This window comes from Phycisphaeraceae bacterium (assembly GCA_020851465.1).
In the GTDB taxonomy this organism is placed as follows: Bacteria; Planctomycetota; Phycisphaerae; order Phycisphaerales; family Phycisphaeraceae; genus JADZCR01.
Genome location: JADZCR010000001.1, coordinates 26688 through 44557 on the forward strand (window position 1 = coordinate 26688; position 17870 = coordinate 44557).

The window sequence follows — 17870 nt, forward strand, 5'->3', positions numbered from 1 at the left end:
CCGCTCTCAAACCCTCGCAACGGTTTTGTCCGAGGGTATCAGCCGTTGAACTCGATCGAGGTCACCCGTCCCGTGCTATTGCGGCGGAAGAGGGTGAACTCGTGATTAATCGTAACATTCCAATCCCTCTGAATCACCTTGCCCGGTGGAGATTGACCTGACACTCTCTCCGCGTCCAGGGCCACAATCAAATCCTTACGGCCATCGGCCAGCTCGACTTCGATAGCCACATCCATGTCACCCAATTCTCTACCGTGCTCGTCATGCAGCGGCAGGCGACGGATCGCACGAAGCTTTGACTCTCCATTATAAGGCTCGACGACGCTGACAAAGCACGACGCCAACGGTGCCGTATCAGCTGTCCGACGAACCATCACTCGCGGGATCCACGCCTCCTTGTTGGGGGAATCAAAGAATCCGATGCTGACCCAACCCTCGCAGAGCGAAGCAGACGCCCCGTGCGTCAGATCGGTGTAGCGCAGACCGATATGCGGCTGTGCCGCCCCGCGAGGCAGGTAGCCGTACTCATCATGAATCTTCCAATCAACCCGCCAGGGGGTTGCCGGCCGGAGATCGGTCTGGAAATTCCGCATCAAGGTGTCGGCGGAGAAAACATCGGCAGGCTTGAGCGTAAGTCCCTGTGTGGTGACGCTGCCAGTGAAGCTGTGCTGAAACTTGGCGTGGTCGCGACCGCCGACGACACGGAAAATATCCACGAGGTAAAAGTCCTGTGGTGAAAGATCAATCGTCGCCAGCGTGCGTTCGTACTGTTTGGGGCCGGGGACTTCCGGTTGACCCGCGTACAACTTAAACGCGATGTCAGCACCCGACACGCGAATGACACGCACCGAATCGGTCAGCCCCCAGAGCGTCGTCCTGCCGGCAGGCATGGTGCGTGCGAAGAACGACTGATCCTGATTGTCGATCACCACGGTGTTGTGTGATGCGGTCTTTCTGTACCAAGTGGATTGAAGCGAGTTCCACCCGCCGTATTGCACAGGCGGGTAGCCAAAGTCGGGCATGAGGTCGAGCCCAAAGGCACAAAGGCCGATATTCATGCCGTCAGCGTGGGAGTGATGTCCGCCGGAGTCATAGTCGATCCACGCAGCGCGGGCGTGTTCATCCGCACCGGAGCGGAGAATCGCCAGATGCCACTCCTGGAGGTTGATGGAGTGCACCTTGAGATTTGGTCCGTGCTGTGCGATGACGTGGGCGACTTGTTTTTCCAGACCATTGGGGTCAGCCTCAAACAGATGGCGTCCCACATGCAGGGAGTTTCCGCCGTTGAGGAGAAAAATGAGCTGGAGATAGGCAAAATCGCCGGTGATTTCGTAAAGCCGATGGAGAAACGCAAACATGGAAGGGTCGATGGGGCTGCCGGATACCGCCATATTCGACGACCGCGCGAAGACACCGCAGTATTGGGTGACCTGTCCGCCGAAGTATCCGCTGTCGCCGGACTGAGGGTAGTACCGCTGCAAGATCCACGTATCGATGTGAAACCGCCAGGTGCGGGCGAGTCTGGGATGTCGGATGAAAAGCTCCCGCAATCGTCCGGGCTGGGAGTATTCGATCTGCATCAGAAAGATTGCGAGGCTCTGAATCGTAAAGCAGGTGTATCCGGATAAACCCTTCTCACCGGTGACGCCATCCACTGCAGTGGCGGTCTTGATTACCTCGTCGAGCATGGCATCGAACTCGGCGCGATTGGCCTCCGCGTCCAGTACCGCTAGTGCAACCATCACTGCGATCTCCTGACGCGGATAGTTGGAATGAATGCGATGCTTTTCACGCAGCGCGGTACGGATAAGCCCTTCCTCGATGTTCGCGCAGACGTCGGCTGGAGTGGCCTTGCTGCGCAACCCGTGGCGAAGGCTCTTTTCCTGAAGGAAACGCGCCGCATCGACATCCCGCTTCAGCGAATCGCGCACCGCGTCGTAGCCCAGGATCATGTCGCGCGTCTCCTCGCAGGCATCGTGCCAGGTGGACACAAAACCATCCGTGCGAACGGTTTCATAAACCCATGACTGCGTCTTGTGGTCGAAACTCGAATAGAGATCGGCGACGCGATCGAGCAGGATGCCAGCCTTGCGCGCATAGAGCGGATCGCCGGTAAGCACATACGCCGTAGTCAACCGTCTGATCCCCTCGACCACGAGCCTTTTCCACTGGCCGTAGATGAGGTAGTAACCGATGAAGCGCCACCGCTCCGCGCCATCACTGCCGGGGGTGACGTAGCCTTCCCCGTCATCAACACCAAAGAAATGCAACGGGTCAGTCGGGTCGGGATGCTCCGTATTAAACAGCAGCGTGCGGTCGGCAAGCTTCGCATCGAAGATGCCCGCTGCGTTTAGACCCGAACGGTGGTACTTCTCAAAATCGTTCTTGGGGAACTGCTCCTGACAGTGCGGGCAGGCCACTTTCCAGGGCATGGTGAACGGATCGGTCTTCCACAAATACATCGTGACGCTGGCTCGGCAACTGGGACAAAAGCCGTTCGACCACACATGCCACGCCCGCGTGATCGTCGGCCCGAACATCATCAACCACAACTCCTCCTCACTCCGCCCAGCCCACGGCGCAGCCTGCGCGACAGCCTCGTCGCGGATCGCCCGCGCCCAGTCATAACGGGAAATGTTCCGCCGAGCGGTATCAATCAGGGCAGAGGGATGAAACATCAGAAAATCCTGTAAAAACAACTATTCCATCTCACGGTGGAGAAAGGACGGCGGCATAGGTTAACCGCGAGTCCTCATCCCGTGAAAATTACTCGTTACGCAGATAGGTAACCGGGATTCATAGCGATACGATGAAAACGCCCCGTCTCATACGGGGCATTGCTATTTCACAAAGATGACATACCCAAATGACCATGTGCAGTGAAACCACGTAAGCGTCGGGTTCCACGCGCCAAGCTCGAAAGTCTCCGGCTTTCCTGCCGCGGTTCCCTGGGCGGGGAGCGCGGGGGTGTAGTTGATCCGATACAGACCGATCCGCATCTGGTCACCGTCTCGTGGCGGCAGACCACGCGGACTCACCGGGCCGGCTGCAACCAGATCGCTCCACGCCACCGCCAGCTCGCATGTCCAGCCATCATCCTCATCGCTCGAATCGTTCAGCGTGCCTTTGACCTGTACGGCCCACTTCGTTTCCTTCGCCTCGAGCAACTTCAGACTCTTCTCAATGTTGAGGTTGTCCATCTTGCGGGATGCCCAGTCCGTCTCCGGGCGGTAGTCCGCGATCGCGGCATCATAAAACTCACCGGCAGGTGAGACCTCCAGCTCCACGTAACTCATCTCGTCGCCATCGGCATCGATAAAAACCTCGGCGGCGTCCTGACTCCACAGCGCGGCGTCGCGCCCCTTGAGCGTGGCGGTGATATTGGAGTCCCGGCAGTCAAAAGCGATGTAGAGATAGCGGTCATCCCATGCGAGCTTCACGTGAGCCTTCTGCGTTTGTTCCACCCCGCTGCGTGTCTCACGTGAGGCAGAAACTTCCGCAATGTCTTTCCACGCTTTGTCGTCGAGCTTGCCGTCGATCTTGATCGCACCATCGTTGACTTTTTTACACATGACGACGGGCGGCGGATATTTGGCGAGCAGCTCGCGCTTGTGCTGGTGAGCAAGCTGGATCATTTCAAGCCGCGCAGCCGGGTCAGTCGGCCGCGCAGGGCCGTCTTCCGTGCGCCGGTCATCCAGCGAGGGCTGCGTGGTCTGTGCCAGAAGTGTCGAAGCAAAAACGGCAATGACGACCGCAATGCGGATAATCACCGGACCTCCTTCATAAACACGATGCATCCTCTGCGATTCGTGAGACCCTTTGCAGTATCAACGACCTGCGGCCTTGTGAATGCCTCTGGCCATGTCGTCCACGTCGGCGACACTCAGCCCCTCGTGGATCGCCAGCGTGACCGATGTGGTGAGTACCTCATCGCAAACAGGGGTCTGCACCTGCGTGTAGTCGTAGGTCCGTTTCGCGATGACTTCAGCCGGCCAGATGCCGCCAGCGAAAAAGTTTTTCGTCTGAAACACCGGCTCGCGGTAAATCGCCTTGGCGATGTAGCCCTTGCCGCAACTGATGCCCTCAGCATTCAGTCGGTTGGCGAACTCATCACGAGACATACCCGCCCGCGACTGATCGATTCGGAACATGTAAAACCAATAGCTCGGCTGCGCGCCTGCGACGGTGCGCGGCGGCTCGACGCCCGGAATACCACGAATCGCATCGCTGAGTCGATCACCCAACTGACGCCGCTTGTTGGCGATCGCATCGAGTCGATCCAACTGCGCCAGCGCGACAGCTCCCTGCAACTCGCTCATGCGATAGTTGGGAGCCAGACAAGTCATCCGCGTGCCCTTGTTGGCGCGGTCGTAGAACTTGTCCGCGAAGTTGTGGCAGTTGTAATAAAGCTGATCGTCGTTGGTGATGCACAATCCGCCGTCACCGCAAGATAGATGCTTGAAGTTGTTGAGGCTGTACGCGCCGACCTGCCCCTCGTTACCGACGGCGCGGCCGTTGTATTTGGCACCCCATCCCTGGGCGCAGTCCTCAACCAGCGCGACATTCCGCCTTTTGCACAACTCGACGATGGGCTTCATGTCGGCGGGATTTCCCGTCAGGTGGACCACGACGACCGCCTTGGTGCGCGGCGTCATCACCGCTTCGATCGACGCGGCGGTGATGTTGTAGGTGTGAGGATCGACATCGGCAAAAACCGGAATCGCGTTCTGATAAAGAATCGCAATGCAGGTGCCCATGTCAGTAATCGGCGAGGTAATCACCTCGCTGCCAGCCTCGACGCCCACTGCACCGATCGCCGCGTGGATGCTTGCCGTGCCTGACGACGTGGCAACCGCATACCGGGCGTTGAGTGCCTGGGCGCCCTGCTTGACCAGCCGCGAGACGTAACCGTCAGGCTGGTTATAGAAAAGGTTGTTCCGCTTCAGCGCGTCGAGCAGATACTCAGCCTCTTTGCCGTCGAAGCGTGCGGGCAAACCGGGAAACGGTGCTGTACGGACGGGTTGATGAGTAGCGGTATTCGTGGACAAGGTCAATCCTTTCCGATTGGTCGAAGGAAGATACTGCTGAACGGACATCCTTTGTCCCCAGCACCACGGAGGCGGAGGGGCGTGAGACAACCCATCAGTTTATCGCACTGGAAGCCAGCCTGTGTGAGGAATGGAATAAATGTCGCGGGCGTCGCCGATACGCCACTGGACGAGGCGGCCGGTTGGCCGACGTACACCGGGAACCTTGGCGATCTGGTCGCACAGTTCACTGCAATTGAACTCAATGCCGACATCGATCGGCAGGGATAGTTTCCAGGGCTTCATCTTCGGCAACTCGCGGAGAGCCGCCGCCATTTCACGCCGTATATTCGCCCGAACCTCCCCCAGCGGGAAAAGCTCACAGGTCGCCCAGCCCGTACCCTGTTTGGTGGCAGCCGTCCGCGCCCAGGGGAACAGACGGCGCGTCTCCTCACAGAGTGCTTCATCGCCGGAGGTGAAAACCAGCGGTGTGCCGTAGTGACCGAAGTACGCCGCGCACTGGCTCAGCTCACCGTGTTCCTGACCGTTGATGAGCAATCGAGTGATGACCCGCGCACGCTGCGTGTGGTCGAGGAAGCCGTTAATCGTTCCCGCCATCGCGTGCTGACCGATGACCGCCACTGCGTTGACCTCAGGCCCGATACCTTCCCACCGCAGCGGATCGCGGCTGTCGATCCAGCATTTCCTGATGCGCTGGTCAACCAGTTCAGGGATGAAGCCCTTGTTGTTATTGCGTCCGTGACCGTCCAGCACGCGCACCTCGGTTGCGCCGCCGTCAAACGCGCCTGCGACCGTCGCATTCAGGTCGAGCGTGAGCTGTTCACGGCCGTAGCGGTACTTAGGTGAGTTGTCATCGGGATCGTAGCACTGGTCCCAGTGATCGATGCCCGCAACGCCTTCCATGTCAGTGAGGATGAAAACAATCATGGGTCTGCTTGCTCGTCGCTGTGGTGTCCGGTTCGATGGTTTCAGAGTCTGACGACGTGGCCGGTTTTCCGCGATTCATTGGCAGCCTCGATGAAGTCGATCACCTCGATCATCTCAGCGTCAGGAATATCACTCCTGCCCTGCGGCAGCGATGACATGATCGCGCTGAGCATGCTGGCGTAATACGGCCGCTGTGGAACCTGGAGGTCGATGTAAGTCGCCCGATTCTGGTCGTGCAGCAGCGCACCGAATGTGCCGTGTCCCTTGCGCGTTCCGCGCACGGTGGCGATGCGGCCATCAGTCCATTCACCCGTGACCAGATCAAAGTCGCTGTTCCTGACCGCGTGTACTTCTTTGAGACCGGTACCCATCGCGGTGATCACCATTTCGACCGCGTGGATGCCGTACCAGAACAAGCCGGGTATCTGCGGAATCTCCGCCATCGGCCCGTGCACGTCGATGCCGAAGATGTTGCCCTTCTTTTCCTTGACTGCCTGGGCAAAGTTATCGGCATAACGCAGAGCCGAGCAGCTCATCACCGGCACGCCGTGCTCTTTACCGAGCTTGAGAATGGCCTCGACATCGCTGCTGTTGATCGTGAACGGCTTGTCGATGTATGTCGGACGGCGGTATTTGACCGTCTGCTCAAATTGCGGACGGTGGACGCGACCATCGATGCTTTCGAGAAAGAGAATATCGCAGGCTTCGGCGACAGCTTCGGGCGAATCGACGATCTTGACGCCCCACTTATCCCGTAGCTCATTCGTAAAACCCTCGACACGGTTGCGCGACAGGTCGATGTCCTGTGAGCCGCCCGGAAAAGCGACCGTCACCTTGCCGCCCGGCACGTGGTGTTCGTTGGTGGGATCGTTGAGGAGTTTGGTAAAGGCCGACACATGCGAGGTGTCTAACCCAATCATGCCAATGCGGAGGTCAGCCATTGTTCATTCTTCCTGGGTGGTGTCCGCGGCAGGCGCGGCGTTAAGGGATTCAGAGCTTCACGAGCTTCTGTGCGTTTTCTGAATAGATTTTGCGTTTTACTGTTTCATCAAGATTTAGAGTCAGCAAAAACTTGTGCAGGTCCTGTTCGTAGTAGTCACGACCAAAGACCAGCTTGTCCTGAAAGCGTGTGAGGAATTTTTTCGCATGATCGGGGTCGCGTTCGAGTGCGTAACGCCCGGAGCCGGCGGAGAGGTCCGCAAAGAGGTTCGGATACTTCTCGAGCATGGCGATGACTTTACCGCCGGGCTTGATCGGACCGCGCGGATACATGGCGGGGTCGGTGTCCGCATCACCGCTGATGTCGCGCCAGAAGCCGGGCGCGTGTCCGATGAAGTTGGTTTGCGGACATGATTCCAGCGCGCGGGCGAGATTTTCCACCGTGCCGCCGTACCAGATCGGCTGATACACGCGATTGCCCTGCGCATCGGGGCACCAGGGCCAGTCGAGATGGAGAACGACCGGACAGTGCAGTTCACCGGCCTTGCGAAACAGCTCGATGCAGCGCGGATCATCGAAGGGCATCATGAACTTCCACTCGCCGCAGACGCGGACGCCGTGGATGCGATAGGCCGCTTCAAAAGCCTTGGGCGCGCTGGCGCGGGCCGGGTGCGGACAATAGCCGACGATGAAGCGGCCGGGGTAGCGGTCGCGCGCCAGCAGCAGGTCGCTCAGGGGGATTCCCTTGTGCGTGCCGTCATCACGGAAGTGCAGCGGGTTGAGCACGCCGTGATAGCCGGGGCTGTCCTCATGCGGCAGGATTTCCCAGGAGAGCAGCCAGGAAACATCAATGCCGTGCGCGTCCATGTCGGCAATGAGTCCTGCGTCATCGCGGCCATGCCAGAATACGTGTTGGTGTGAGTCGATCATCATGGGACGGAAATATTACGGGAAAATGGCTCAGAAAATTTGCAGATGACCCGGATTTCGTATGCAGCATTCCTCCCAACCCACGGGTGCGCGTTTTCCCGGTCGAAAGCCGTCGCCGGTTGTGGAGGCTTCAAGCCATCCTTTATGATCCCTGCTTCATGCGGCAAGTACGCCGCGATCGCCGCCATTCCACATGCAGGACCGCCGATACATTCTCACCATTTCGTGCCCCGACCGCGTCGGCATCGTGGCGGCAGTGGCGGGATTCCTCGCGGCACACAACGGCTGGATCACGGAGGCGAGCCACCATTCCGATCCGTCGAACAACAGTTTCTTCATGCGGCATGAATTGATGGCGGACTCCCTGCCGTTCGGCTTCGATGCCTTCCGCGACAAGTTCCGCCGCATCGCCGAAGAGTTCCGCATGACGTGGAACATCACCGACTCGGCAGTAAAGAAAAAAGTAGCCATCCTTGTCAGTCATCAGGATCATTGTCTGAGCGACCTGCTGCACCGCTGGCGCAACCGCGAACTGGACTTTGATCTGCGCTGCGTGATTTCCAACCATGACGAACTGCGAAAGTTCGTCGAATGGCATAACGTTCCCTACCACCATGTGCCCGTCCCGCCTGAGGCCCGTGATGAAGCCTTCCGCAGGACCGAAGCCCTGATTCAGGAGCACCACACGGACACGATCGTGCTGGCACGATACATGCAGGTGCTGCCCGCGGAGATGTGCAGCCGCCATCTCGGACGCATGATCAACATCCATCACAGTTTTCTGCCGTCATTCGTCGGTGCCCGGCCGTATCACCAGGCCTTTGACCGAGGGGTGAAGCTCATCGGTGCGACCTGTCATTACGTGACCACTGATCTAGACGCAGGCCCGATCATCGAGCAAGACGTGATCCGGGTGGATCACAGCGACACGATCGACGACATGGTGCGGCTGGGGCGGGACGTGGAAAAAGCCGTGCTCGCCCGCGGTCTGCGCTACCACGTGCAGGACCGTGTGCTGCTCAACCAGAACAAGACCGTGGTGTTTCACTGAGTCGAAAACGGCACGTTGCCGAACCTTACCCGATTACGCATCCTCTTCCCGTGCATCCAGCGCTTCAGATGAAGCCAACTCCTCACCGAGCAGTTGCTGAGCTTCCCCTGTCGGCAGAACTTCCACGGAGCGAAGTTTCCGCTCGATTGTCCGGCTCTTTCGTGCGGCGTCCTCCACTTCGTTCGACGCGCCGGCGAGCTTCCTCTGAACCTTATCGAGAATATCCCCGAACTTGCCGAACTCCGCTTTGACCGCACCGAGCAGTTTCCAGACCTCGTTCGACTGCTTCTGGATCGCCAGCGTCCGAAACCCCGCCTGAAAACTCGTCAGCAAGGCGATGAGATTCGTCGGGCCGGCGATCACGACATGATGCTCACGCTGGATCGATTCCAGCAAACCCGGCCGGCGCAGTACCTCCGCGTACAGCCCTTCTGTGGGTAGAAACATGATGCCGAACGGCGTCGTGTCGGGTGGATGGAGATACTTTTCATCAATATCCCGCGCGGAAGCCTTCACCCGCAATTCGAGTCCCTTCACCGCAGCTTCGATGCCTTCCAGATCGACCTTTTCGGTGGCTTCGACGAGCCGGTGGTAATCCTCAACGGGAAACTTCGCGTCGATGGGCATCCACAGCGGCGCTCCGTCGCCTTCGGGATTGGGAAACTTGATGGCGAACTCCACCCGTTCGGACGAACCTTTGATGGTCGGGATGTTTTTGGCGTACTGCTCGATGGGGAAGATCTGTTCGAGCAGCTTTTCGAGTTGAACTTCTGCGAAGGTACCGCGAACCTTGACGTTGCTGAGCACCTTTTTCAGGTCACCCACACCTGTCGCCAGCACCTGCATTTCACCGAGACCCCTCTGCACTTTTTCGAGATGTTCCCCGACGGTTTTGAAACTTTCACCGAGCCGTTTTTCCAGCGTGCCCTGAAGTTTTTCGTCCACGGTCTGACGCATCGCTTCCAGTTTTTTGGCGTTGTCTTCCTGCAACGCAGCGAGCTTCTGCTCAACGGTTTGACGTACCGCTTCGAGCTTCTGCTCGTTGCTCTGGATCAAGTTGCTCAGACGCTGCGAAAAGGCGTCGAACTGCTGCTGCTGACGGCTGGTCATCTCAACCATGCGCTGGAGCGTCGAATCGGTGAACGCCTTAAGCGAGGCCGCCATCTCAGTGCGGCCCTGCGTGGCCGAGAGCTGATTCGCCTCCGTCTGCTTGCTCAACTGCACGGAAAAGGACTCGAGCTGATTTTTCTGCAGCGTCGAGATGCTGGCGACGGATTGCTGGAGCGTGTCATGGATGGAACGCAGCGCACCGGCCAACTCCTCACGAAGACTTCGGGCGGCGGCGGCGGATTCCTCGCGGGACTTGGCAGCTTCATCGCGCGAGGCTCGCTCACTGCGCTCCTGCACCTGCTCGAAAGCCAGCAGGCGGGCTTCCAACTGTGCCGATGCTGCGTCGGGGCCGCGTGCCGAACGGAGCGACCAGACCAGTGCCAGCAGCACCACCAGCAGCAGGATGACAATGACCAGAAGGATGATTTGAGGCATTGCAAACTCCTCAGACAAACTCCATCGCTCCGCGACCGCCTGCGGAGGCTGGACTAAGGTGCCTCGATCAGCTTCATCACTTCGTCGGCGATGATGCGCTGTCCCTGGGCGTTCGGGTGGTTCAGACCATTGGATAGCATGGCGGTGGTGTCCACGCCGAGCTTTGCCATGGATTCCCACTTGGCGAAGACATCGGCGACGGCTGCGTGATGCTTTGCGGCGGTCTGTCGTGCCGCCTGCGCGAAGCGCGCGAGCGTTCCGCCGTGCTGCACCTTCATAAACGCTTCATGGTAGTTGGCAGCACGATGCTCCGAGTGGATCCGGTCGTTGTCGCGCGTGACGAGGAAGTTGGGTGTCAGCACGATGACATCTGCGTGGGTTTCCTTGCGCGTCCGCGCGATGATCTCCGCCAGCGCATGCGTGTAGTTCGGCAAGTAATCGTCACCACGACAGGCGTCGTTGAGGCAATAGCCGACGATCACCAGGTCCGGCTGGTGGCGGATCACATCCCGGTCGAGTCGCGCCAGACCGCCCTGCGAATGGTCACCCGCGATGCCGGCATTGATCATGCTGAACACACAGTCGGGATACCGCTTGCAGAGCATTTTCCACAGCTGATGGTGATAGACCGATTCCTGATCCAGCACGCAATGAGCAAACATGCCGTTCGTCACGCTGTCACCCAGTGCCACGACGAGCACCGGAGGGGCATGAATGTCCGCCGTCTTCTGCGCGATGCGCTGTCGAAAATGAGTAAGCATGGGCCTATTTTACCGGCAAGTCTGATCCGCCCGTTCCAGCAGCGCGAGGTACTCGACATTACCGCGTTTACCTTTGCCCGCCCCGCCGAGGATCGGCGATTCGATACATCCCAAGACGCGCACTCCCAGCGCGGGTAACGACGCCAGCACTTCGTCTGCCACACGCTTTGCGTCGGCAGGATCGAGCACACCGCGGTTGGCGCGAGCCAGCGTCTGACGGTCGGCTTCATAGTGCGGCTTGATGAGCGTGACGATACAGCCGTGACGAACTGCCGATGTAGAAAGTCCCGAAATGGTGCCTGAAGTAGTCGGCTCCGGTGAAGAAGATTTCCGCAGCCACGCGAGCGCAGCGGGAATCGCCCGCTCCTGCCGAGTCCACGCCAGGTCGATCGTCACCACATCGACGCCGGTAAACCCCGCGATCGTCCACGGGTCAGTATGGAGAGCGTTGGTCCGTTCCATCACGATCACGCGCGAATCTTGCCGCAGCTTCCACGCCAGGGTGCCGTAGCCTGTATCGACGGCATAGACTCTCGATGCCCCGTGCTGGAGCAGACAGTCCGTGAAACCACCGACGTTGCAACCCAGATCGGCGCAGACGGCACCGGCGATGCCGTCCCCCCAGGCGTCGAGTGCAGCTTCGAGCTTCAAACCGCCCCGCGAGGCGTATTTTTCCGCGCTGCCGGCCATGAATTCGTCCGCTTTATCCTGTTTCCTGTGGTTCGTGCGGCCACGACCACTTATAGTTAGTCGAGCATTATGACCACTCTCAAGACCGCCCGACGGACGATCGCTGTGACGGCGCTGCTCGCCGCCGCACTCATCGCGCTGCTCGGACTGCCCGCCGGTGCGGACGAATTCGACACCCCGGCAACGACACAGCCTGACAAGCCTGTGCGCAGGCCCGACCTCTTTCGGAAATATTCCCAGATCATCGGACGACATTACGCGCTCTATGAGGGTGACTACGTCTGCGTGCCCAGCTACGACTCGCGCTACCCCAGCTCACGGGGCTTAACGGTCAATGAAGCGGAAAGCCAGCTCACCCGCACCGTCGAACGAACCAACGGCATGGTCGTACAGAGCACGACCATCAAACCCGATCGCGCGGAAGTCGAAGCCTTTGCATTACCTCTGCCGCGAATGGGGGTCGGAGAGTACGGCTGGATCAGGGGCGGAACCGTCGAACAGGTGCTCGGCCCGGCGGACATGATTGTCAAAAATATCGTGCTCATCGATCGTGATGCGCTGACGAGCAGCAAGGAACGCGCCAGGAAACAATCCGACGACAGCGTTGACAGCCGCGACCGCACGAGCAGCTATGCAGAGGCGGAGCGTTACCGTGATGAAATCCTCAACGGCGACTCGTTGAGCAGTCGGACCACGCGCAGCACGAGCAGCTACGCCAATTCGGATGACCTCGACCGCCGTTTTCGTCAGCGTGACGCACTGGTGACGCTCCAGAGTCAGAGCGCGTTCGGCGTCCGGGTGCGTGTGCGCGGCTACGCGACAAGCCGTGTCGTCGAAGGCGGCGAGTGGATTGCCGGCGACAAGCGGCAGGGCGCACAGATCGCGATTATCCGCACGGTACCCGATCCAAAGACCACCGCTGCATCGCAAAGCCGCAACACGACGGTGAAGCGGATTTTCGAGGCGATTCCGCTGAGCGAGTTGAAACTGGGCTTGACGGAGGATCAGTTCGCGCAGTTGATCGAATCGCGCGGCTACGACGAGAAGTCATTTCTGGAGATGGCGCAGGCTGAGCTGCGTAAGAGCGTCAAGGATGGACCGGGCAGGATCGTTGAGACGTTGGAGGCCCGGCGAAAGGATGCCGACGACGCACCAAAGCCGGACGCAACTTCGCAGCCGTCCGTCGATCGCGAGCCAAACAAAGCGGAAGATGCCGGAGACGTTCAAGCTCCGACGACACAACCCGCAATTGATGACGCAGCGCAGAAGTCCGACAAGCCCCGTCGCTGGCAGGATGCGACAGGCGGCGGGAAGAAAAAGGAAACTCCCGCCGACTCAGACAAGCCTGCTGATGATTCGACTCCCAAGCCGAAGGAAAAACCCAAGCGTTGGCAGGACATGTGACCCGTCAACCGGACGTGGTGATTTCTTTCATTCCTGAATAGCTGACTAATCGTGCGCGGCCGGTCTGCTTGGCGCGATAGAGCGCGTGATCCGTCTGGGCGATCAGCGCATCGGGATTGGCGGCTGCGCCGGCGGAGAGCGAGGCAAGCCCCATGCTCATCGTCACCCGGCCGGCGACCGGCGTGTCCTTGAGCATCGTCTCGACGACATGGGCAAACTCATCGGCAATGCGCTGGGCAACCTGGGCCGCGGTGACTTCATCCGTCTGCGGCAGGAGCACGACAAACTCGTCCCCGCCGAACCGTCCCGCAACATCGCTGGCGCGACAGCAATTTTCCAGCACCCGCGCGACATGCTGGAGCAACTCATCGCCCCGCTGGTGTCCCAGCGTGTCATTGAGCAGCTTGAAGCCGTCAAGGTCGATCATGATGCACGACAAGTCCTGGCTGTGGCGCGTCGCTTCGGCGAAGGCGCGCACCAACGCCTGATTGAACGCACGACGGTTCGCCAGTCCCGTCAACGGGTCTGTCGCGGCCACCGTCTCCAACTGCCGCACTGCGCTTTCAAGCTGATTATTTTTCCGGCTCAGATCCTTGAGCGTGCGCGTCAATTCCTCCTGCAGGCGGCTGTTTTCCTGCTTCGTGCGGTAGATCGCCAGATTTTTTTCGACCATCAGCGGGATGGTAAAGAGGTAATCACCGGCCTTGACGATGTAGTCGTACGCACCCTGTTGAATGGCGCGGGCTGCGTTTTCCATGATGCCCTCGCCGGTCACAAGGATCACCGGCAGATCGGGCCGATGCTTGAGGACGTGGTTAAGCACATCCAGTCCGGTGCCGTCCGGCAGATTCATATCGGAGAGCACCGCGTCCAGCTGGGAGATGTCCGCGGTGCGCACTTCCTCAAGCGATGCGAGGTGCTGCACGGAATGCGGGCCGAAATGATCGCGCAAAGTCTCGGCAATGAGACTCGCCGTGTCGGGGTCGTCCTCAACGACCAGCAGATGCAGGCCGGGCGCGGTCATATGGAAAAAATCGGCGGCTGGACGGTACGACTTAACCGGTAAGCCCGCTATCCGCACCATTCATCACCGCCGCTTGCTGCGGTTTTTCACGCGGAAGCGTAAAGTGGAATGTGCTGCCCGCACCGAGTCTGCTTTCGACCCAGATGCGGCCGCCACAGGTTTCCACCACTGCGCGGACGCTCGCCAGGCCGACACCGCGACCGGCGACATGATGCGAGCCGGAGTGCGTCGCACGGCGGTAAAGCTGAAAAATCTGGGGCAGATCAGTTTCCGCGATACCCCGACCCGTGTCGGTGACGCTGAACCGCCAGTCGCCGCCATCGACGCGACTCGAGACGATGATCCGACGCTCCGTCGCATCGAGCATGTACTTGATCGCATTGTCGATCAGGTTTTGGAAAACTTGACGGATTCGCGTGCGCTCCACCATGACCACCGGCAACCGACCGCGCAGCTCCAGCGCGATCCGATGGTCGTCAAGGTCGTAGGCGAAACTCTCAACCAGTTCCTGCACCAGTGCGTGGAGGTCCACCTCCTGACGGCGGCCGGGCTTGCTGCGGATGCGCGAGATTTCCAGCAGGTCGTTGATGAGATCGGTCTGCGCTTTAACGTTGGCGTGGATGCGTTCGAGCTTGTTACAGGCGTCCTGTGCCAGCGTATCCCGATATTTCATCAGCAGCATCGTCGCCATTCCGCCGATGTTGCGCAGCGGCGCGCCCAGGTCATGACTCACCGCGCGGAGAAACTCGTTTTTCTCCGTGATCTCGTGTTCCAGATCACGCTTGGCACGCTCCAGCTCGGCGGTGCGCTGGAGCACCTTGCTTTCGAGGTCGGCATTCGCGCGCACCAGATCAGCCCGCGCGACGCCCAGCTTTCCCGCCATGTCATTGAAGCTCTGCGCCAACTGGCCCAGTTCATCCTGCGAGCGGACCTTCACGACGCCGGGAGTCTGACCTTCACCCAGCCGCTGCGTCGCAGCCACCAGCTCACGCAACGGTCGAGTCCATCGCCGCACCGCCCAGGCGACAATCGGCAACGCCAGGACGCACAACACGCCGGCGACACCTAACTCCGCAGCTTCGAGCTGCGCAACCATGCCCGCGATGTGTCGGTCACGAAGACCGACGATGACAAACCCGCACAGATGCGGGTCGGCAAGCTCACCTGTCGGAACCCCGCCACGCACCGCGCGACGTGTCGGCGGCGTGTCCCACACCGGCGCACGCCAGATCGCCACATCACGTTCCTCGCCCAGCACGAGCGGACGATCCATCGGCGGGGCTTCCGCCACGCCACGCCATTCACAGTAAGACGACCACGCCGGGTGATCGACCACACGCAGATGGACGATCTGATGTTCCGCATCCGTGATCGACACGAATGCGATACGCTTGTCGAGCAGTAAGTTTTCGATGACAGCCTGTGCCTGCGCCTGTCCTGCCGAGTTCATCCGACCCGACAGTGCCGTGGCCGCCGTCTGCGTCACCAGCGATGTGCCTTGTTGCAGGGATTGCTCCCAGGCACGGCGGACGGAAAAGTTCAGCCACACGGCGCAAGCCAGTGTGGGCACGATCACCATCACCAGTGTCCAGACGACGATCCGCCGCTCCAGCGCGTAGCGCGGGCGGACCGCTTCAATCGCGGGTTTGGAAGGAACCGACGCTGCCCCAGGTTGGGTCATCTCCCATGCTCCGATGGGCGGCATCGGCAGTTTGCCGATCCGTATTAAACCTTCGCCGCACCGGCCACCTCGAACCTGACCAGCGGGTCGTTACAACCGGAATGGACCGACGTAACCGGCCCGCATCTTGGGCACGCTGCGCTTTGGTACACTTCTCTGCTCATGCGCCGTCTGGCACCCCTGCTCCTGATCCTGCTGCTCCTCACCGCGTGCAAATCGGTGCGGCCGGTGGCGTCGAACCCGCTGGAAATCGACAACAGCGAATACCAGAGCATTTTTGAAGCAACGCAACTGGTGCTTCGCGAGCAGGGCTTCGCCCTTGACCGGCGCAGCTATCGGCTGGGCGTGGTGGACACGCTGCCGCTGGGTTCACCGACGACGTTCGAGCCGTGGAAACCGTTGAACACGACGCTCTATCAGACCGCTGAAGCCACGGTCAACTATCAGCGGCGCGTGGTGACGGTCACCATCGAACCAGTGCAGCCTGAAGAACCGATTTTGCCGGAGTCGGTCACGGTCGGCGCAGCCACACAACCGACAACTCAGCCGGCCCCCGAAACGTACCTCTTGCGCGTCGAGGTTCAGGTTCAGCAGTTGCAGGTTCCGACTCGACAGCTCAGCGGCACGACGCGCGGGTTGTCAGTGCAGCGAAAGCTCGCGGCAGTCCCCACCGAGATGAGCGAACGCGGCATCACCGACAGCTACTGGGAACCTCTTGGTCGTGACTATTACCTTGAGCAGCGACTGCTCTCCGATATCGTGAGGCGTTCGCTGCGGGTGAAAGGGTGAGACCTGAGCGGTTTCCGACCCGTGGTTGAAAGATAAATCGTCAACCTCGCTGTCGTCATTGTGCACAGGACTTGGGCGACATCGCAGCATCCGGACACCGGATTATTCAAGGATCGCACTCGGTTTTAATTCATCATGGCCACGACCACACCCACCGCTGCCCGCTCGTCCCGCACGCTCCACCTGGGGCACTCGCCTGATCCGGATGATGCTTTCATGTGGTACCCCCTGGCGAACTTCCCCAACGGAACCGGGCCGGGTGGCGGGACATTCAAGCCGCGCATCGACACACGCGGCTATGAGTTCATTCACATCCTCGAAGACATCCAATCACTCAACGACCGCTCGCTGCGCGGCGAGCTGGAGATCACCGCGATCTCGATCCATCAATACCCCTACGTAGCGGATAAGTACGCCCTGACGAGCTGCGGCAGCTCGATGGGTGACAACTACGGGCCGATGATCGTTGCGCCGGCTTCGGGCAAATTGCAGCTTGAAGATCTGACTTCGCCGAAGATCACGATCGCCGTACCGGGCACGCGCACGACTGCTTTTCTCGCGCTGTCGCTGCTGCTGGGCAAGGACACGTTTCGTTACAAGGTTGTGCCGTTCGATCAGATCATCGCGCGGGTCGTAGCCGGCGAGTTCGATGCGGGGCTGATCATTCACGAGGGGCAGCTCACTTACGCCAATGCCGGGCTGCGCAAGCTCGTGGATCTGGGTCAGTGGTGGACAAGCACGCGCGGGCTGCCGCTGCCGCTGGGCGGTAACGCGATCCGGCGCGATCTATCCGGCGGCCGCGATGAGATGCGCCGCGTCTGCACGATTCTTCTCGACTCGATCCGGTACGCTCTGGATCACCGTGATGAAGCGGTGCGCTACGCGCTGGCTTACGCACGCGACATGGGCACGGAACTGGCGGATAAGTTCGTCGGCATGTACGTCAATCAATGGACGATTGACTACGGCGATATCGGCCGACGCGCGGTCAATCAACTCCTCGCGGAAGCAGCACGGGCACACATCACCCCCGACATCGGTACGGTGGATTTCGTCGATCCGATGTAATCGCGTCTCAACG

15 protein-coding genes are annotated in these 17870 nt (G+C 60.0%); 4 read left to right on the top strand and 11 right to left on the bottom strand.

What is annotated here, in order from left to right:
* Positions 1 to 38: 38 nt before the first annotated feature.
* From IT444_00130 to IT444_00155, 6 genes are all read right to left on the bottom strand, one after another.
* On the bottom strand, positions 39 to 2678 hold the full coding sequence (locus IT444_00130) for a heparinase II/III family protein (GenBank protein MCC7191159.1): 2640 nt from the start codon (positions 2676 to 2678) through the stop codon (positions 39 to 41).
* A gap of 162 nt (positions 2679 to 2840) precedes the next feature.
* Complete coding sequence (locus tag IT444_00135) at positions 2841 to 3770, bottom strand: carbohydrate-binding family 9-like protein (GenBank protein MCC7191160.1); 930 nt, start codon at positions 3768 to 3770, stop codon at positions 2841 to 2843.
* Positions 3771 to 3827: 57 nt separating this feature from the next.
* Positions 3828 to 5048, bottom strand: a complete 1221-nt coding sequence (locus tag IT444_00140) for a DegT/DnrJ/EryC1/StrS family aminotransferase (GenBank protein ID MCC7191161.1) — start codon at positions 5046 to 5048, stop codon at positions 3828 to 3830.
* A 99-nt stretch (positions 5049 to 5147) separates the two neighbouring features.
* Positions 5148 to 5975, bottom strand: a complete 828-nt coding sequence (locus IT444_00145; protein MCC7191162.1) for a M55 family metallopeptidase — start codon at positions 5973 to 5975, stop codon at positions 5148 to 5150.
* A 41-nt stretch (positions 5976 to 6016) separates the two neighbouring features.
* Entirely contained in the window at positions 6017 to 6916 is a 900-nt protein-coding gene (locus tag IT444_00150) for a hypothetical protein (protein ID MCC7191163.1), read from the bottom strand.
* Positions 6917 to 6965: 49 nt separating this feature from the next.
* The gene (locus IT444_00155) at positions 6966 to 7847 is read right to left on the bottom strand and encodes an amidohydrolase family protein (protein ID MCC7191164.1); all 882 of its coding nucleotides are present in this window, start codon (positions 7845 to 7847) and stop codon (positions 6966 to 6968) included.
* Positions 7848 to 8037: 190 nt separating this feature from the next.
* Between IT444_00155 and purU the strand changes: the two genes are divergently transcribed.
* A complete protein-coding gene (gene purU, locus IT444_00160; GenBank protein MCC7191165.1) occupies positions 8038 to 8895 on the top strand; it encodes a formyltetrahydrofolate deformylase in 858 nt (285 codons plus the stop codon).
* A 33-nt stretch (positions 8896 to 8928) separates the two neighbouring features.
* Here purU and rmuC read toward each other — a convergent pair whose 3' ends face one another.
* Genes rmuC through IT444_00175 form a run of 3 tightly spaced genes read right to left on the bottom strand, consistent with a single transcriptional unit; the run spans position 8929 to position 11891 of the window.
* Positions 8929 to 10440, bottom strand: coding sequence for a DNA recombination protein RmuC (gene rmuC / locus IT444_00165; GenBank protein MCC7191166.1), 1512 nt, complete (start codon positions 10438 to 10440; stop codon positions 8929 to 8931).
* A gap of 53 nt (positions 10441 to 10493) precedes the next feature.
* Entirely contained in the window at positions 10494 to 11201 is a 708-nt protein-coding gene (locus IT444_00170) for a hypothetical protein (protein ID MCC7191167.1), read from the bottom strand.
* Positions 11202 to 11210: 9 nt separating this feature from the next.
* Positions 11211 to 11891, bottom strand: coding sequence for a hypothetical protein (locus IT444_00175; protein MCC7191168.1), 681 nt, complete (start codon positions 11889 to 11891; stop codon positions 11211 to 11213).
* 69 nt (positions 11892 to 11960) lie between these two features.
* On the opposite strand from IT444_00175, the gene IT444_00180 reads away from it, so the two are divergent.
* Positions 11961 to 13295: a hypothetical protein gene (locus tag IT444_00180; GenBank protein ID MCC7191169.1), complete on the top strand. Its 1335-nt coding sequence runs from the start codon at positions 11961 to 11963 to the stop codon at positions 13293 to 13295.
* A 4-nt stretch (positions 13296 to 13299) separates the two neighbouring features.
* On the opposite strand, the gene IT444_00185 is transcribed toward IT444_00180, so the two are convergent.
* Together IT444_00185 and IT444_00190 are read right to left on the bottom strand one after the other, a co-directional pair.
* Positions 13300 to 14319: a diguanylate cyclase gene (locus IT444_00185; GenBank protein ID MCC7191170.1), complete on the bottom strand. Its 1020-nt coding sequence runs from the start codon at positions 14317 to 14319 to the stop codon at positions 13300 to 13302.
* A gap of 31 nt (positions 14320 to 14350) precedes the next feature.
* Positions 14351 to 16000: a HAMP domain-containing histidine kinase gene (locus tag IT444_00190; GenBank protein ID MCC7191171.1), complete on the bottom strand. Its 1650-nt coding sequence runs from the start codon at positions 15998 to 16000 to the stop codon at positions 14351 to 14353.
* Between the two features lie 162 nt (positions 16001 to 16162).
* Between IT444_00190 and IT444_00195 the strand changes: the two genes are divergently transcribed.
* Both IT444_00195 and IT444_00200 read left to right on the top strand, forming a co-directional pair.
* On the top strand, positions 16163 to 16789 hold the full coding sequence (locus IT444_00195; protein ID MCC7191172.1) for a hypothetical protein: 627 nt from the start codon (positions 16163 to 16165) through the stop codon (positions 16787 to 16789).
* Between the two features lie 135 nt (positions 16790 to 16924).
* Positions 16925 to 17857, top strand: a complete 933-nt coding sequence (locus IT444_00200; GenBank protein ID MCC7191173.1) for an ABC transporter substrate-binding protein — start codon at positions 16925 to 16927, stop codon at positions 17855 to 17857.
* The last annotated feature ends 13 nt before the right edge of the window (positions 17858 to 17870 follow it).

Coding starts and splice junctions, on each gene's coding strand:
- IT444_00130 (MCC7191159.1), bottom strand. CDS start 2,678: ATGTTTCATCCCTCTGCCCTGATTGATACCGCTCGGCGGAACATTTCC.
- IT444_00145 (MCC7191162.1), bottom strand. CDS start 5,975: ATGATTGTTTTCATCCTCACTGACATGGAAGGCGTTGCGGGCATCGAT.
- IT444_00150 (MCC7191163.1), bottom strand. CDS start 6,916: ATGGCTGACCTCCGCATTGGCATGATTGGGTTAGACACCTCGCATGTG.
- IT444_00155 (MCC7191164.1), bottom strand. CDS start 7,847: ATGATGATCGACTCACACCAACACGTATTCTGGCATGGCCGCGATGAC.
- purU (MCC7191165.1), top strand. CDS start 8,038: ATGCAGGACCGCCGATACATTCTCACCATTTCGTGCCCCGACCGCGTC.
- rmuC (MCC7191166.1), bottom strand. CDS start 10,440: ATGCCTCAAATCATCCTTCTGGTCATTGTCATCCTGCTGCTGGTGGTG.
- IT444_00170 (MCC7191167.1), bottom strand. CDS start 11,201: ATGCTTACTCATTTTCGACAGCGCATCGCGCAGAAGACGGCGGACATT.
- IT444_00175 (MCC7191168.1), bottom strand. CDS start 11,891: ATGGCCGGCAGCGCGGAAAAATACGCCTCGCGGGGCGGTTTGAAGCTC.
- IT444_00180 (MCC7191169.1), top strand. CDS start 11,961: ATGACCACTCTCAAGACCGCCCGACGGACGATCGCTGTGACGGCGCTG.
- IT444_00185 (MCC7191170.1), bottom strand. CDS start 14,319: ATGACCGCGCCCGGCCTGCATCTGCTGGTCGTTGAGGACGACCCCGAC.
- IT444_00190 (MCC7191171.1), bottom strand. CDS start 16,000: ATGACCCAACCTGGGGCAGCGTCGGTTCCTTCCAAACCCGCGATTGAA.
- IT444_00195 (MCC7191172.1), top strand. CDS start 16,163: ATGCGCCGTCTGGCACCCCTGCTCCTGATCCTGCTGCTCCTCACCGCG.
- IT444_00200 (MCC7191173.1), top strand. CDS start 16,925: ATGGCCACGACCACACCCACCGCTGCCCGCTCGTCCCGCACGCTCCAC.